Here is a 15,907-nt window from a genome sequence, read left to right as displayed (position 1 = left end):
GATTGCGAAACTCTCGCACCCCCGGCGCTTATACGCAGCTGGGTCGGAGCATAGTCATGGGTCTGTCGGGAGAGAACTAGGGAAACTTCTAGTGCATGGGAGCAGGAACGGAGGTATAGCGGAAACGTGCGCGGACTCGCAGTTCTACGGCACGCCAGCGCCGCTCAGACGAGTTCGTATAGACGTGAAACAGTTCGCGCATCTCAGGAATGCTGCGGAGGATTTCACATTGGCCACGGAGGTGTCGTTGCCCTGTGGCAACTAACCCGAAGATTTCCTGCGCAGGCGCCCCGGGTCGCGAAGGATGGTCTTGCCACGGCGTTTTGCAATGACGCCGCTCTTCTGCCATTCCGCGAGCAATCGGCATGTCGTGTACTTGGTGATGTGGGCGGCATGCGCGAACTCTTCGTTCGTGGCATCAATCAAAACGCCGTCCTTACAGGGTTCGCCGATCGCCGTTGCGTAACCGGTCAGCACATCGGCCAGGCGATCGCGCGCACTGTCACAGGTCACGCTGGCGTACGCATTGAGTAGCCAGTCAATGTAGGCCGATGCGATGTGCATGCCGTTGTCGAGGAGGCGTGGCACGCGCAGCAGGTGTTTGCGGATCGCGTCGCGTCGCCAGACATAAATTTGCGTGGGCCGCACCGCTTCGCAGTTGAGGAGATAGTTGCGCTGGTGCATCACCACGCCCATGCCGCCGACGACGTCACCCGGCATCGCCCAAAGCAGCGGCAGTTTCTTGCCGCTCTCAGTGACGAGGAAGAAGCGGGCGCAGCCGCTACGCATCAGGAAGAAGCGTTCGGCGCGCACCCCCTGGTGCATGATGATTTCGCGCGGGGCAAAGCTGCGGATGGAGGCGTCGGCAAGAATTTCTTCCTGATCGGCCGCGGAGACTCCGTCGAAAAGCAGGGACTTCACGTCAACCGCGGGGGCAACAGCGCTGGCGGGCATAAGCAACTCCAGTCTTCCGGAGGATGATGCGTATTTATAGCCCCACGCTGCAACCTGCGCTACTGCTGATTTTCCTGGGCCAGCACTTCGTTGACGGTCTCAACGTCCACTAACCCTCGGCAGCCGTAGATGGCCGGCAGTACTTTTTCCGGCGAGTGTTCGCGACGCAGCTTCGCAACTTTGTCGGTTCCCGCTCGATAGGCAGGCAGATACATGCGCCCCAGCAGGGGATGCTGTCCCCAAGCACCGCTGAGCTTGTCGCCGCGCTCTTCGCTGACCAGGAATTCGCGCCGCAATGTGTTCGCGACTTCCGTTTGATTCCGCTGCTCGCCCCACGTGAGGTACGACGACTGGTTCTTGGCATCGTCTTGCAGCAGCGCCAGCAGAACGCCGATTTGCATGTCTTCGTCAGGAAGCTGCTCGACTTCGGTGACGCCGTGCGCGATCAGGATTGCATTGTTGGCGATGCCCTCGAAGAGCGCCGCAGCACGCGTGTTCATCGTCAGCACGGTGGCTTCGAAGCCGGCTTGGCCGCGATGATATAGGTTCTGCAAATATGCAAACGTGGTGACGTGGCCGGGAACGACCTCGTGGCTCACCAGCTGCTGGAATTCCGGGAAGCTGATTTGCAACGAAGCGTTGATCTCGTAGGTGGCTTCGTACTTCGGCGAGCCGTCGGCATTGCGGGCGCGGCCGACGTAGTTCATGGAACCGGAGAACCATGCGTCCTTGATCGAGAGAAACTCGATGTTAGCGCGGGGCACGTTGTGTAGTTCTTTCGGCAGGAAGCGTAGAGCGTTGGCGGCGGTCAGATTGTCGAACTGCGCGATGACCGCGGCGCCGAGCGACTTCACCGAGGCCATCGGAGAATTGCGCGCTTTGCGCCAGGCATCGACAGCCAAGAGAAGAGCGTCGCGACCCCCGGAAGGTGAATATCCCGCAGCGGCCAGCAGTTCCGCGACACGTTCGCGCTTGGATTCGGGTTGCGATGGTTCCGGATCGATCGCCGACGAAGCCTGCACGCAGCGCGCATAGGGAACTGCAGGACCCTTGCCGAGCAGTTCCATGGCAAGGTCCCACATTACTTCGAGGCTGGTGGCGAGTCCCGCGAGATATTTCCCGCGCAATCCGCCGATTGTCGCAGCGCCACTGCGTACGGCTTCGATCGCACCGGGAAGATTCACGTCGCGCAGGTAAGCCTCAACTGCTTCGCGATCGATCGGCTTGCCGCCCACGCCGCCGCTTTCGCGCATGCGTGCTGCGCTTGCAGTCGTGTACGCCGCGGGCAGCGGTTCGTCGGAGAACCATGAGTCGGCGATGAAGCGGCCGGTGCCGGAGGGATTCATAACGTCGCCGCCCCACAAGGTATCAATGCCGAGAACCGCGTCGGCAATAGCTCGATCGAGTACGTCCATTATTCCGCTTCCTTCCTGAGTGACCGGAACCACATATAAAGACAGAGGCCGATGAACAGCACCGCCGAGACCGTTTGCGACACCGGCTCGTTGTTGAAGAACGGGGTGTGAATCAAATCTTCACGATATTTGGGCAGCAGTCGCAAGGCCGCGCCGAGCACGCCCCCGAGGGCACCGCCCGCCATCAGTCCTGAGGCGATGATAACGCCACGCTCGCGCACGCTGCGGCCGGCATCGCCGCCGGTCTTTTCGGCACGCTTATTCACGAAGTGCGAAATCATGCCGCCCACCAGCGCGGGTGTGTTCAGTTCCAGTGGCAAATACATGCCGAGCGCGAAGAGTAGCGACGGCATGCCCAGCATCTCGAGGATAACGGCGATCACCGCACCTACGCCGAAGAGCATATACGCCACCGGTTGATGGCTCATCAATCCTTCGACCAGTGCCTTCATGATGGAAGCCTGCGGTGACGGCAGTACTGGCCGCAGATCGCCAAGCGCAGCTTCGCCGAACTGGAAGCCACGCGCCAGCATGACGATAGTTAGCGATGCCGCGATCGCAGCGGCGATCACGCCAAAGAACTTCACCTTCTCCTGCGCCGACGGGGTCGAGCCGATCCAGTAGCCGGCCTTGAAGTCAGTAATGGCCTGGCCGCTGACCGATAAAGCGGTGCAAACCATGCCGGCAATCGCCATCACGAAGAACATGCCGATGGTACCTGAGAGCCCGAATTGCAACAGCACTGCCGACGAAATGATGATCGTCAACATCGTCATGCCGCTGACGGGATTGCGTGCCGTGGTCGCGATGGCATTCGCCGCGACGGACGTAAAGAAGAACGAGAAGACGACCGTCAGCAGCATGCCGATCATCACCACCAGCCACGATGGCTTCAGGAAGCCCATGAACACGGCCACGCCGATGCCGCTGGCGACGATGCCGAGAACGATTGTCACCATGGAGATATCACGGTCGGTGCGCTCCGGTTGTGCCACGGACTCCGAGCGCTGGAAGACCTTGAGCGCGATGCCGAATGAACTAGCGACAATCCGTAGCGACTTGATGATGCCGAAAATGCCCGCCGTCGCGATGGTCCCGACGCCGATGAAACGCACGTAGTTGCGATAGATCTGAACTGCGGTCATCTTGGAAATCGGAATCAGTGCCGGATAGACGGCAGAATCAAGATGGCTCCCCACGTACCAGATCAACGGCACCAGCACGAGGTTCGAGAGCATGCCTCCAGCGCACAGGATCATCGAGCTGCGCAGGCCGATTACGTAGCCGAGGCCGAGGATGAAGCTGATGGCATCGAAGCTGACGACCATGCGGGCTTTGTCATTCAGCTTTTGCATAATCGGCACGAACTGGAAGTTGACGTATTCCTTCCACACGCTGAAGGTCGTCACGAAGAAGTCATACACACCGGAGATTGCCGTAGCTTCCAGCAGCAGCCGCGCCTGCGAACCACCCTTTTCGCCGGTGACGAGCACCTCGGTAATGGCCGTCGCTTCAGGGTAGGGAAGCAGTCCGTGCATATCGCGGACGAAGTAGCGCCGCAGCGGTATGACGAAGAGCACGCCCATGCATCCGCCGGCGAGGCAGATGAAGACCGTTTGCATCGGATGTGGATCAAGCTTCAGGATGTAGAGCGCCGGCAAGGTGAAGATCGCGCCCGCGACGACCGATCCGGCGACGCCGCCAATGCCGGTCATGATCACGTTCTCGAGGATGGTGGAACGCCGGCTGTAGGCGCGCGCAAGGCCTATAGCGAGGATCGAGATCGGGATTGCCGACTCCATCACCTGCCCCACCTTCAATCCCGAATACGCTGATGCGACGGTGAAAAGCACGCAGAGCGCGATGCCCCAGATCACCGAACGCGGTGTGAGTTCGGGAATGTTCTGCGACGGCGAGATGATGGGCGGATATTTCTCGCCGGGTTTCAGCGTTTGGTAGGCGCTGGTGGGGAGGGTGGTTTGCGGCGCAGCCATGCGGTTCTCCTGAGTTGAGCCGCAGGGATTCTATGGATTTCGCCGCCAAAATCCTGTGACGTGGCTCACCGAAGGCACGGACGCAGCTACGCGGTCGCGCAGGCTTCCTCGACCTTTTCCAGCGCGCCTTCCAGCGTTGCCATCGTCGTTGTCAGGTCTGGATCATTAGCGGCGTCGCCATGGCGCAACGCACTGTGGCGCAAGTTGTGCTGAACGCCTTTCAGGAACTCGTCGAGCAGTGCAAGCTGTTCGCCGTCGAAGACCAGGTCCTGCGAGAGGATCTTTCGCAACAGGATATCTTGCGCGTGCGATTTGTCGCCGTGCTCCATCAGCAGGTTGGCGATGAGGTTGAGTTCTTCGTTGCAAAAGTGCAGTTCCATAGCGCGCTCCTATCCCAGCGTATTTGGCTTTTGCAAGGACGTGTCGGCTATCGCGAACTCAGTTGAACCGATAGAACCAAAATGGGAGTAGCGCTAAGAACGGTCGGCGTTGGCCCAGAAAATCTTCAGCCCACCTTGCACCAACCGTGGCGTGCCGAGTGTCAACACCGGCGTGCGACCGACTTCAATGGTGCGGTCGAAGAGGTTTTCCGTCGAGAGGAAGACCTGGAAGTGGCGGCCGAAATCGTGCGCGGCAAAGAGATCGGTGCGGAAGAAACTGTGCAGCAGGAAGGTGTTGCGGTCGTCGTCGAATTGCTGCCCGCTGCCACGAACCTGGATGGAGAGCGTCCCGAATTGTTTCTTGTTAAGCGTGGCCTGGACCGTGCCGGTGTTGTGCGGGACTTGCGGGATCCAGTTGCCGATGAGTGCCGGCGTCTGGTCGAAGCGCGTCACGGAGGCGTCCGCGTACTGATAGCCGCCGCTGAAGAAGAGCCAGGGGCGCAGCATCCAGTCGCCATCGAGCGCGAGACCGCGGCTGCGGATTTGCCCGGCGTTTTCGCGGAGAAGAGTAATGCTGTTGCCGTTCACCGATTGCGTCACGGCGACGACGGGGCGGTTGACCTCGGTCCAGAAATAGCTGGCGCGCACCGCGGTATTGCGCGAAGGCGCGGCGATTTGGACACCGGCCTCCCAGCCCGTAGCGCGTTCAGAGCGCAGTTGCGGGTTCGCGATGGTGATCTGCTGGCCGACCTGCCCGGTGCGGTAGAGCTCGTTCATCGTCGGCGAGCGGAAGGCGCGGAAGGCCGTGGCGGTGAGCGCGATATTGTTTGTGAGTCTGCGCACCACGCCGAGCCGTGGGTCGGGGACATTCTCGGTGCGGTCGGCAATTGGCGTCGTGGTCAGCGCGCCCTTCGCGCGAATCCACTGTTGTGCGTCGAGGTTCACGAAGTGATCGAAGCGCAGCGATCCTGTGATCGTCCAGTTGTTGTACTGGAAGATGCCTTCTCCGTAAACGCCGGTATCGCGCTGGCGTCCCGTCGTATCGATATAACCCGTGGGATGGCCGAAGAATGTCTGCTCGTAATCCATGGCGCGAACGTCGAGGAAATCGGCGCCGGCCAGCAGCGTGAAGTGTGCGCCGAATGATTGCAGCCATTGTCCGTTGAAGCCGAGTTCGCCGGTCGGGACATGCTGGAGTCGCGTGAGTGTTTCGCTGTCACGGTCGGGCGCCACTGACGAAAAGCTCTGGCGATAATGCTCGGTCGCACCGAACGCGCGCAGTTTGAAGGAACTTGTGTTGGTCACGGCCCAGTCCAGCCCGGTGCTATAGCGCCAGAGCCGCGTGGCGTTGTTCTGGACAAACGTGCCGTTCGAGCGCGCTTCGTTCAGGAAATTGCCGTCGAGGAAGGCGCTGCCGCGCGAGCCAAACGTTCGCTCGATCTGCGCATTCGCATTCTGGTAGTGCACGTTCGACGGAGTATCCACCTCACCGCGCTGGTCGGGCGCGATGAGCGTGTATCCGTCGGTGCGCACGAAGTCGCCGGCGAACAGCCCGTGCCATTCGCCGTGCGAGAGGCTTTCGATCAGCGAGCTGGTCGGCGTGTTCTGCTGGCCGTAGCCGAGATCGAGTTGTCCAGCGGCAAGCGTCGGCGGATGCTCAACAATGTCCATCACGCCGCCGATGGCGCTGCTGCCGTAAAGGTCCGAGCCGCCCCCGCGCACCACTTCCACCTGCTGCACCAGCAGCTGCGGGGTTTCGTCCCAGTGGATCCATCCACCGAACGGATCATTCACGGGGATCAGGTCGGCGAGCACCAACGTGCGGCTCGCGGCAGTGGAACCGAGTCCGCGGAGGCTCACGCCCTGGCTGGTGGGATTGGATACCCGCGAACTGGAGCGGCGGAAGAGCTCGAAACCGGGGACCTGGCGGAGTTTGTCGTCGAGGGTGATGGCGGCGGTGTCGGCCAATTGTTCGGATGGCAGCACACGCACGCTGGAGGCGGTAACGTCCTCGGAGAGACTGCTGCGGGTCGCGGTGACAGAGATGTTCTGCGCGACGGTCGCGGGCACAAGCGCGATTTCAGCGTCATTTCCCGGCGTAACCTGCGCGGTTTGTGGCGCGAAGCCGGGTACTTCCACGCGAACCTCGGCGGGCGTGCTGGATTCAGCCGCAAAAGTGAAGTGTCCGGTGGCATCAGTGGCGGTGCGGAGGTTGCGTTCGGCGAGAAAGACGGCGGCGCCCGCGATGGGGCGGCCCTGGGTATCCACTACATGGCCGGTAATTTCCGCGTTTTGCGCGCAGGCCAGCGCAGGGAACAGACAGCTCCACAGCAGCGTGGCGATCAGGCCAAAGCGCATTCAAGCTCCCCGGGAATGGAACCTATATAAGGACGGAAGACCGCGAACTTGCCGCCTGAAGGTGCTCCCGATTGTAGCGATACAGCCGCAAAGGAGGGAAGCGGCATCCTAAGGTCAGACGAGAGCTGTAGCTCGTTCGTTTACCTTCATGCGAAAAGTTCTTGTTCTTTTGATTACGTTGTTCGTCGGCGCGGGCTTCAGCCAGTCGCGTCCGGTCGCTGCCACTCCGCCGTCGCAGGCGCGCCTCAGCACGGTTGCGATGATCGACCTGCCGGGGCGGCCGGGTTTCGACTCCGTCGCGATCGCCAATAACCTCGTTGTGATCGCACATACCGGCGCGAACACGGTGGATGTCTTCGATCCGCAGAAGCGGCGGATGGTGGCGCAGATCACGAACATCGCGCAGCCGCGCGGCATCGCCGTAGATGCGAAAAATAGCCGGTTCTTCGTCGCCTGCGCGAATTCCACCATCAACGTGGTCTCCTCGCAGGACTGGCAGGTAAAAGACACGTTCAGCGTGGACGGTTCGCCGGATGTGATCGCGCTTTCGCCGGACGGATTGCGGCTCTACATCGGCGATAAGATGAATTCCAGCGTCTCCGCCGTGGATACGTCGCTGCGGAAGACCATCGCCACCGCGCAACTCGACGGCCGGCCCGAGGCCATCGCGGTTGGCGACGGCAACCTCGCGTACGTTTCCGTACAGGACGCGGCCGAAGTCGCGAGCATTGACCCACAAATGAAGGTTGTCGGGCAGTTCAAGCTCCAGGCGTCGCAGCCCACGGCGCTGGTCTTCGACCCGGGCGCGCACCGGCTCTATGTCGCGGTACGTGGAGCGGTTCTGGCTCTGGACGCGGCCAATGGCGCGGAAGTCTCGCGAGTGGCCGCGCCGCGCGGCGTGAGTAGCCTGGATTTCGACCCCGTTTCACGGATGTTGTTCGCGGCGGGCGGTGGCTCGGTGGCTTCCTTCAGCGCGAATGGCGGTGTTCTGCGCGCGGTGGATGAACTTCCCGCGGATGTGAAGGGCCATAGCCTGGTGTTCGACGCCAGCCGGGGCTTGTTGTTCCTGCCAGGTGGCCGCGAAGGCCGGTCGAAGATGCTGATCGTGAGAGACATCAGCGGTGGTGCCGCGCCGAGTGCGGCGCCGGCTGAGGCGTCACTTCATAAGTAACCGGCATCACTGCGAGGCATACCGCTGTATGTGATACAAAAGCAGCGACATGGCTCGTAAGAAACCCGGCTCTCCTCAACAGGTAATTGCCGAGGCGTGCTGTCGCGTGGACCTCGCCGGCGGCACCCTCGATCTGTGGCCTCTTTACCTTTTTCATAAAAACTCCGTCACGGTGAATTTTGGGGTCAATATCATGACCCGCTGCCAGATCACCGCCCGCGACGACGACCACATTTCGCTGATCTCAAAAGACACGCTGCGTGGCGACGACTTCGAAGACCTGAAGACGCTGCGTGCGGCGAAAGAACACCGTCATGCACTCGCCGCGCAACTGCTGCGCTTCTTCGAGCCGGACTGCGGCTTGAACCTGGAGACGAATTCCGAATCGCCCGCGGGCGCGGGAATCTCCGGTTCGTCGGCGCTGATGATCGCCATTACCGCGGCGCTGGCGCGGTTCACCGGTCGCAAGCTCACGCTGGAGCAGATTCGCACCATCTCGCAAAACGTTGAAGCGCAGGTGATCAACGTTCCTACCGGATGCCAGGATTACTATCCGGCGCTTTATGGCGGCGTGAACGCGGTGCATCTGCAGCCGGATGGAATAATCCGCGAGGCGATTGATGTTGCACCCGAGGAGATCGAGAAGCGCTTCGTGCTGATCTATACCGGCGCGCCGCGGCAATCGGGGACCAACAACTGGGAGGTCTTCAAAGCGCACATCGACGGCGACAGCATTGTGCAGCGCAACTTCGACCGCATCGCCGACATCGCCGACAGCATGCACCACGCGCTCGCCGCCCACGATTGGGATGAAGTCGCGCGCCTGCTGCGCGAAGAGTGGAAGCAGCGTCGAACGAACGCGCCGAACATCACGACGAAGTTCATTGATGAACTGATCGAAGTAGCCCGGAAGAAGGGCGCCCGCGCAGCGAAAGTCTGCGGCGCCGGCGGCGGCGGCTGCGTGATCATCATGACCCACGAAGATTCCCGCGATAAAGTAAGCGCGGCGCTGGCCGAAGCGGGAGCTACGGTGTTGCCGTTGCAGGTGGCCCGGAAGGGGCTGCAGGTTCGGAGTAAGTAGAGGAATCCTCACCCTGGCTGGCAAAAGGCGCGACGTAGATGAAGCACCCGTCAGGATTACTTGTGGTAAGCCCTGTTAACGCCGCGAAAGTGAGGAGAACACATTGCAAAAGCTGAAACTGACGCTCATCCGCATAGAAATGCGCTTTTGCTATTTGACTTGCGCTCTCGTGATGCTGTTGATGGTCGTCGGTAGCAGCACCGGTTTCGCTCAGAAAGAGGAGATGATGGTCCGCATCTCGGAGATTGAAATTCATTCGGCCTATATCGACACGTACAAGGCCATACTGAAGGAAGAAGCCGGAGCTTCCGTAAGGTTGGAGCCGGGGGTCATCGCCATTTTCCCCATGTATCAGAAGGGTGAACCAACCCAGATCAGGATTCTGGAAATTTACGCCACCCGGGAAGCCTACGAGTCTCACCTCAAGACACTGCACTTTCAGAAGTACAAAACGACAACGCTGAACATGGTCAAGTCACTGAAGCTGGTCGACATGGAGACGCTCGACGCAGAAACGATGAGCGTGATATTTCAGAAACTCAAAAAAAGTCGATAACTAACTGTCGTTTGTTTCTCAGCAGCGATCGTCAGGAGCATTGTGGAGCCGCCGAAAACCAAGGTTGTGTGGTTCGATCCCGAATTCGCAAAGAAGATGGGCATTACGCTGCGTCCGGACGGCACGCCTGAACCGCTGCCGCCGTCAGGGATCACGGTCGATTCGCCGCTCGATATTCAGATATCCGCGCTGGGGCCGCTGCACCGCTACGAAGCCATTCCCGAGTGGATTGCGTCAGTGCCGGTTGCCGTTCCGTTCTTCGATGGGATGAAGCTTCCGTTCATGCTTGTCAGGCTGCAGGAAAGCGATCAGAAGGAAATCGAAGAGGCCGTCGGTGAGTTCCTTAAGCTTGGACCAGAAGCGCGGGTGGCCGCGAGCGGGTACGTCGTCGCAGACTACAACCTGATGCAGGAGTTGGTCAGCGAAGTAGACCTGGGATGTTCCGTCGAGAGCACGGATGAGATCTGGCGGCATGTACAGCCGATGGCCGTGCACATCTCGCGCAGGCATCGTCGGGATTGCGCGATTTACGTGCAGGTGCTGGCCGAGTGCGATTGGGAGCCGGAGCATGGGCTACAGATCGTGTTTCGGCGGGGGGCGGAGTTGTCGCGGGTTAGTTCGCAGGACGGACACATTACTACGAGCGATGCTTGGGATTTGCCGGAAGAACAAGACCGGATTGTCTCGTGACGGTTTGCGGGTACGAGCTGCAGCGGTAGTGGTAGGCCTGTTATCGCCAACAATGTGGAAGAGCCGACCACTAAGGAGTAGAACGCTGGCCGTGAAGCGCCTTGTGATCGCTGCCCTGATTGGATCTGCGCTAACGGTTGTGCTTGTCCTCATCCAGCCTCAACTCAAGGCTGGTTCCGTACCTGACCTGATCTGCGAGTTGTTGTTGCCGGGCAAACTCGTCGCTACACCCTTCCATGACCGAGGCACTGCAAGCCCGGAATTTCTATGGCGTTCGCGCGTTGCGGAGGCAATAATTCTCAGCGCCCCTCGTGGCTGATTATTCTTGTTGGACCCAGGGCGACTGTACAGGTTGTGAGCTGACGACAAATCGCCTTCTCGCAAGTAATCGGGGTGCGGGAAATAGGTCGCGGTAAGGCGCTGTTATCAGCAGTTATCATCCTGTCGCTCATCTCTGCCATTTGAGGAGGAAGTGCTATGAAGTACTTCAAGGCTCTGGCGATTCTTGTTGTGCTCTCAGCTTTTGCATCGGCACAGACCTACATCAACGTGCACCATAACCCCACGAACGGCCCGCAGCCGGGGCACGCCAGCGTTATCGAGACGATTGATCTCGGCACCGGGTTAGGGAGCGCCAGCCGGACTCTGAATTTTGTCGGGACCAGCGCGAAATTCATCATCTCCGGACAGATCACCGGGGGCTCGTACAACCCCAGCGACCTGATATTCCAAATCCGAGTGTGCAACGTACAGAACTGCAGCGGGTCCGTGAATGCCACGATCGGCTCGGTCCAACTTGGTACCTTCAACAGCGACCAGTCACCCAACTTGTTCACCGTCGAAGGAGTGCTGTGGACCTATGTCGCTGGCGCAACGGCGACCATGCAGTCGGATCTGCAAGCCTCCCTTTATGTAAATGCGCCAACTTCGCAACTCCCGTTTGGTCACAACCAAGGCAGCGCAAATCTTGATTTGACCCAAGGGCACTACTACTTTGTTCTGGTGGTGGAGGCCCCCAAAGACACCACCATCGTCGATACTCCCGTGTTCAATCTCGATCTCGTTAGGTTCTCGTTCTACTGAGTTGTGGCAGAACGATTAGTGCCAGAGAATCTGCGGGAAACACTCTTCGCCGAGACTAGGGAATAGTTATGGTCGCGGTTCCGGTCTTGGTAGTCGGTGGATTGCCCAGCCCGGTCAACTGCGCGACAACGTGAATTGTTCCCGAACTGCTCGGGGCGTGGAAAGTCGCTGTCGTAAAGTCAGACGTTACTTCAAGGGTCCCATCTGGACACGGGCCGGGCGGTGGCGTTGTCTCCCAATTGCATTGCGACCCACTCGCTCCATTGGTCTGTAACTCGACGATGCTCCAAGTGAACGCCGGGGCTGGACACGAGGAACCGCAACCGCTCATCACGGCTGTCAACTTGACCTGGCCGCTTGCGGCAACGGTAGCGCTCGCGGGCGTAACGGACACAGTCACATCGTTGACGGTAGAGTGCGTACTACCACCGCAGCCAGAGAGGCCGATCAGCAAGGCAAGTAGTCCGACTGATAAAAAGTCTCGATACCGTTTGATCACGAACCCTCCAGGAGTGCCGTGCGCGGAGCGCGGAGCATATCACGATACGATTCATAAACTGTCGCGAAATTGGCTTACGCACGATATTCTATTAACCTCCTAATACTACCGATTATCTCCACAAACAAAGACATAATAGGTCATATAATGCCTGTTAAATATAAGTATATAATAGGTAAAAATATGCCTATTAGATGGGCTAATCCGCAGTAATCGGTGTAATATTGCCGATATGGCAGATATGTCTTTTATGTCCCCGCAGGAGCTGCAAGCTGTCCTGGGCAAGCAGATCAGGGAACTGCGCATCGCCAGGAACCTTGAGCAGATCACCACGGCAGAGAAGGCCGGTATCTCCGAAAAGGCGCTGCGCAATCTTGAGGCGGGCCGGGGATCGAGCGTGGAAACGCTGGTGCGGGTTTTGAAAGCGCTCGATTCGCTGGATGGACTGCTCTTGCTTGCGCCCAAACCCACGGTGAGCCCGTTGGCAGTTTTGCGTCACGCTGGGCGGGTGCGGCGTCGGGTACGTCGGTCGAAGAACGAGGCGGATGCGCAGTGAAAGACGTATCCGTTATCGAGGCCCGCGCGTGGGGGCGCACCGTGGGAGCAGTCACGCTCGATCCGACTCTCGCGTATTACGCTTTCGAATACGATCCGGCGTGGAAGCGGACTGGCGTCGAGCTTGCTCCCTTGCACATGCCGTTGAAGGGAAGCGGGCCGATCTACATTTTTCCGACGCTACCGGAAGCCACCTACTTTCGCTTGCCCGCGCTGTTGGCGGACGCTCTTCCTGATGATTTTGGCAATGCTCTCATCGATGCCTGGATGGCCCAGCGCGGTGTCGAGAAGAGCGCGATCACAGTGCTCGATCGCCTGGCGTACATGGGGAAGCGCGGAGTGGGCGCGCTGGAGTTTCGCCCCGCGAGAGGATCGCATAACGAGAGTTCCGCGCCGATCGAAATGAAAGAGCTGGTGGAAGAGGCGCGGCGCCTGGTGCAGGGAACCTTCGCGGTCGATCATGAAGCGCAGGCGGCGCTGGCCAATATCATCAAGGTGGGAACGTCGGCGGGCGGGGCGCGAGCGAAGGCCGTCATTGCCTGGAACCCGGCAACCGACGAAGTGCGCAGCGGACAATTCGATGCCGCTCCCGGCTTCGAACATTGGCTGCTGAAATTCGATGGCATAGGCAAAGATAAAGAGCTCGGGACCGGCGAAGGCTATGGCCGCATCGAATTTGCGTACTACCTGATGGCGACCGGTGCGGGCATCGAGATGGCGGTGTCGCGGCTGCTCGAGGAAAATGGCCGCGCGCATTTCATGACCCGGCGGTTCGATCGCGAAGTGGTCAACGGCAAGACGCGGAAGCACCACATTCAAACCCTGTGCGCCATGAATCATCTCGATTTCCGCCAGCGCGGAACTCACGATTATGCGCAGCTCTTTATGACCGCCAGCGCGCTGGGGCTCGACGATGGCGCACTGGACCAGATATTCCGTCGTATGGCATTCAACGTCATGGCGCGCAACTGCGACGATCACACCAAGAACTTCAGTTTCATCCTTCGCGAAGGCCAACCGTGGCGCCTAGCCCCTGCTTACGATGTGACCCACGCCTACAACCCCAAGGGTGAATGGACCTACCAGCACCTGATGAGTGTCAATCGTAAGTTCGACGGCATCTCGAAGGAAGACTTGCTCGCAGTCGCCGATCGCTTCAGCGTGAGACGACCGGAGCGCGCGCTGTCCGAGGTCCGTGCCGCCATCGATGGTTGGCCGCAGTTTGCAAAGCAGGCCGGGCTCTCCGCAGCGCTGCGGGATCGCGTTGGTAAGGATTTGCTTCCGTTATAGGCGCGGGCTTTCATGTCCTCGCCAACAACCTCGGACGTGATAGCCTTCTGCTCGCAATGCCTCAAAGCAGAAGACAATTTGCAACTGCACGTACCCGGAAGTTCAGGGCTGCAGAGTTGTCCGAACAGGATGAGCGCACAATCCGTCATGTCGAAGAATTTGGCTGTTCGATTGTGAGTGTTGAGCGAACGAAATACGGCCTCGGCTGGTCTTACACGCTCGGCGTTTTCGACACCACCGGAAAACCCGAAATCATCACGGTTGGACTGTTACCCAAGACCGCACACTCTGCACTGAATCACGCAGCGAAGTTGCAGCGTGACGGAGTCGATCTTACTCAGGGCCGTCACCGGGGTGTAGTCGGAGAGGTGGAATGCGAATTCCGTGCCGTCGATCCCAAATGGGTCAAACAACTCATGGGTTGGGCGCTCTGGTATTACCAGGGCGATGAGTTTCCAGTCCTTCAAGCGGTCTATCCCGATTTGGAGAATCGTTTCCCAGGGGACGAAGGATTCGACGAATCGTTTGAGCAGCCCCTGATGCAGCCGGATGCTCCGATGACAAAGGCCGAAAATGACTTCTGGGCCTCAACGGATTCAAACAGCAGCTTGTTTGACTGGAAGTTCCGAGATGATCCGCACACGCGGGTCTTCCTCTCCGAGTCGGTCCACCAGGGAACCCAGCCAGTAACGTATGTCTCGCACGACGCCGAAGACGGTGCGTGGCAGTTTCTGGGCGACAGTATGTCCGATGGCGGCGGTCCGGTGATCTCTTGCTTTCACCACCCGATCGACCGCGACCCAAGCTTTGCCGAACTCGCCGATCTTCCCTTGGGTTGGTACGCCGAACGGCGTGGAATCGGAGAGCCGTGGACACGAAACAAACATGCGACAGAAGATGAGGCAGAGTAACAAAGTGGGACTTAATTCGTCCGTTCGCGAATTCCCCTATCATGGCTGAATCGTGAACGTTTACCTGGTTGACGGCACTTACGAACTCTTCCGCCACTACTACGCGCTGCCTTCCGCGAAAGATGCGGATGGTCATGAGGTGGCCGCCGTCCGCGGCGTGCTCGCGTCGGTGATGGGGATGATTCGTGATGGGGCGACCCATATTGCCGTCGCCACCGATCACGTCATCGAGTCCTTCCGCAACAACTTATGGCCGGGATACAAGACCAGCGAAGGCGTAGAGCGCGATCTGCTGGCGCAGTTTCACCTGCTGGAAGAGGTTTTGTCGGCGGCGGGTATCACCGTGTGGCCGATGATTGAATTTGAAGCCGACGACGCGCTGGCAGCCGGAGCCGCGGCCGCCGCGGCCAACAAACGCGTGAAGCAGGTGATCGTCTGCACGCCGGACAAGGACCTGGCGCAATGCGTGGCTGGTACGCGCGTGGTGCAGCTCAATCGGCGAACCAATGTGCCCATGGACGAGGCGGGCGTGGTGCAGAAGTTTGGCGTGACGCCGGAATCGATTGCCGACTATCTTGCGCTGGTGGGCGATGCCGCGGACGGTTACCCCGGACTGAAAGGTTGGGGCGCGAAATCTTCTTCGGCAGTGCTGGCAAAATTTCTGCACCTGGAATCGATTCCTCCCGATGCTCGCGAGTGGGGAGTGCACGTTGCCGGAGCGAGTACGCTGGCGGCTACGTTGAGCGAACAGCACAAGCAGGCCCTGCTATTTCGTACGTTAGCAACGCTGCGCACCGACATCCAGTTGTTCGATGACGTAGAGCAGCTACGCTGGAGTGGGCCAAAGCCGGAGTTCGAAGCACTTGCGGCCCGACTCGACGCAGCCAAGACTGAGCGCCGCAGCGGAGAGGCCGGCAAGTCGGCGCGTAAAGCGCCGGCGAAGCGCCGATCTTGAGTCGCTGAAAGATCG

At 59.7% G+C, this 15,907-nt stretch carries 15 protein-coding genes; 9 read left to right on the top strand and 6 right to left on the bottom strand.

Going from position 1 to position 15,907, the window contains the following annotated elements; genetic code table 11:
* Positions 1-261 precede the first annotated feature (261 nt).
* The 5 genes from ACID345_RS12565 to ACID345_RS12545 form a co-directional block, all read right to left on the bottom strand.
* A complete protein-coding gene (locus ACID345_RS12565; protein WP_011523239.1) occupies positions 262-954 on the bottom strand; it encodes a Crp/Fnr family transcriptional regulator in 693 nt (230 codons plus the stop codon).
* Between the two features lie 59 nt (positions 955-1,013).
* Entirely contained in the window at positions 1,014-2,369 is a 1,356-nt protein-coding gene (locus ACID345_RS12560) for a hypothetical protein (RefSeq protein WP_011523238.1), read from the bottom strand.
* The gene (locus ACID345_RS12555) at positions 2,369-4,363 is read right to left on the bottom strand and encodes an OPT family oligopeptide transporter (protein WP_011523237.1); all 1,995 of its coding nucleotides are present in this window, start codon (positions 4,361-4,363) and stop codon (positions 2,369-2,371) included. Before ACID345_RS12555 ends, ACID345_RS12560 begins: the two co-directional genes overlap by 1 nt.
* A gap of 86 nt (positions 4,364-4,449) precedes the next feature.
* Complete coding sequence (locus ACID345_RS12550; RefSeq protein WP_011523236.1) at positions 4,450-4,743, bottom strand: hypothetical protein; 294 nt, start codon at positions 4,741-4,743, stop codon at positions 4,450-4,452.
* 93 nt (positions 4,744-4,836) lie between these two features.
* Positions 4,837-7,101 carry a TonB-dependent receptor gene (locus ACID345_RS12545; RefSeq protein ID WP_011523235.1) on the bottom strand — a complete coding sequence of 755 codons (2,265 nt, stop codon included), beginning with the start codon at positions 7,099-7,101 and terminating at the stop codon, positions 4,837-4,839.
* A 148-nt stretch (positions 7,102-7,249) separates the two neighbouring features.
* Between ACID345_RS12545 and ACID345_RS12540 the strand changes: the two genes are divergently transcribed.
* From ACID345_RS12540 to ACID345_RS12515, 5 genes are all read left to right on the top strand, one after another.
* On the top strand, positions 7,250-8,272 hold the full coding sequence (locus tag ACID345_RS12540) for a YncE family protein (RefSeq protein WP_011523234.1): 1,023 nt from the start codon (positions 7,250-7,252) through the stop codon (positions 8,270-8,272).
* Between the two features lie 49 nt (positions 8,273-8,321).
* A complete protein-coding gene (locus tag ACID345_RS12535) occupies positions 8,322-9,353 on the top strand; it encodes a GHMP kinase (protein ID WP_011523233.1) in 1,032 nt (343 codons plus the stop codon).
* Between the two features lie 103 nt (positions 9,354-9,456).
* A complete protein-coding gene (locus tag ACID345_RS12530; protein ID WP_011523232.1) occupies positions 9,457-9,909 on the top strand; it encodes a putative quinol monooxygenase in 453 nt (150 codons plus the stop codon).
* 42 nt (positions 9,910-9,951) lie between these two features.
* The gene (locus ACID345_RS25525; RefSeq protein ID WP_011523231.1) at positions 9,952-10,599 is read left to right on the top strand and encodes a DUF6985 domain-containing protein; all 648 of its coding nucleotides are present in this window, start codon (positions 9,952-9,954) and stop codon (positions 10,597-10,599) included.
* Between the two features lie 477 nt (positions 10,600-11,076).
* The gene (locus tag ACID345_RS12515; RefSeq protein ID WP_011523230.1) at positions 11,077-11,682 is read left to right on the top strand and encodes a hypothetical protein; all 606 of its coding nucleotides are present in this window, start codon (positions 11,077-11,079) and stop codon (positions 11,680-11,682) included.
* Between the two features lie 55 nt (positions 11,683-11,737).
* On the opposite strand, the gene ACID345_RS26645 is transcribed toward ACID345_RS12515, so the two are convergent.
* Positions 11,738-12,181, bottom strand: coding sequence for a hypothetical protein (locus ACID345_RS26645; RefSeq protein ID WP_148210101.1), 444 nt, complete (start codon positions 12,179-12,181; stop codon positions 11,738-11,740).
* Positions 12,182-12,422: 241 nt separating this feature from the next.
* Here ACID345_RS26645 and ACID345_RS12510 point away from each other — a divergent pair, with 241 nt between their 5' ends.
* The 4 genes from ACID345_RS12510 to ACID345_RS12495 all read left to right on the top strand — a co-directional run bounded on the left by ACID345_RS12510 (position 12,423) and on the right by ACID345_RS12495 (position 15,892).
* A complete protein-coding gene (locus tag ACID345_RS12510; protein WP_228370644.1) occupies positions 12,423-12,737 on the top strand; it encodes a helix-turn-helix domain-containing protein in 315 nt (104 codons plus the stop codon).
* Entirely contained in the window at positions 12,734-14,026 is a 1,293-nt protein-coding gene (locus ACID345_RS12505; RefSeq protein WP_011523228.1) for a type II toxin-antitoxin system HipA family toxin, read from the top strand. Before ACID345_RS12510 ends, ACID345_RS12505 begins: the two co-directional genes overlap by 4 nt.
* Before the next feature lie 116 nt (positions 14,027-14,142).
* A complete protein-coding gene (locus ACID345_RS12500; RefSeq protein ID WP_011523227.1) occupies positions 14,143-14,937 on the top strand; it encodes a DUF4262 domain-containing protein in 795 nt (264 codons plus the stop codon).
* A 52-nt stretch (positions 14,938-14,989) separates the two neighbouring features.
* Complete coding sequence (locus ACID345_RS12495; RefSeq protein WP_011523226.1) at positions 14,990-15,892, top strand: 5'-3' exonuclease; 903 nt, start codon at positions 14,990-14,992, stop codon at positions 15,890-15,892.
* Positions 15,893-15,907 lie beyond the last annotated feature (15 nt).

The organism is Candidatus Koribacter versatilis Ellin345, from assembly GCF_000014005.1.
GTDB lineage: Bacteria > Acidobacteriota > Terriglobia > Terriglobales > Acidobacteriaceae > Korobacter > Korobacter versatilis_A.
This window is presented reverse-complemented; position numbering and strand designations above follow the sequence as displayed.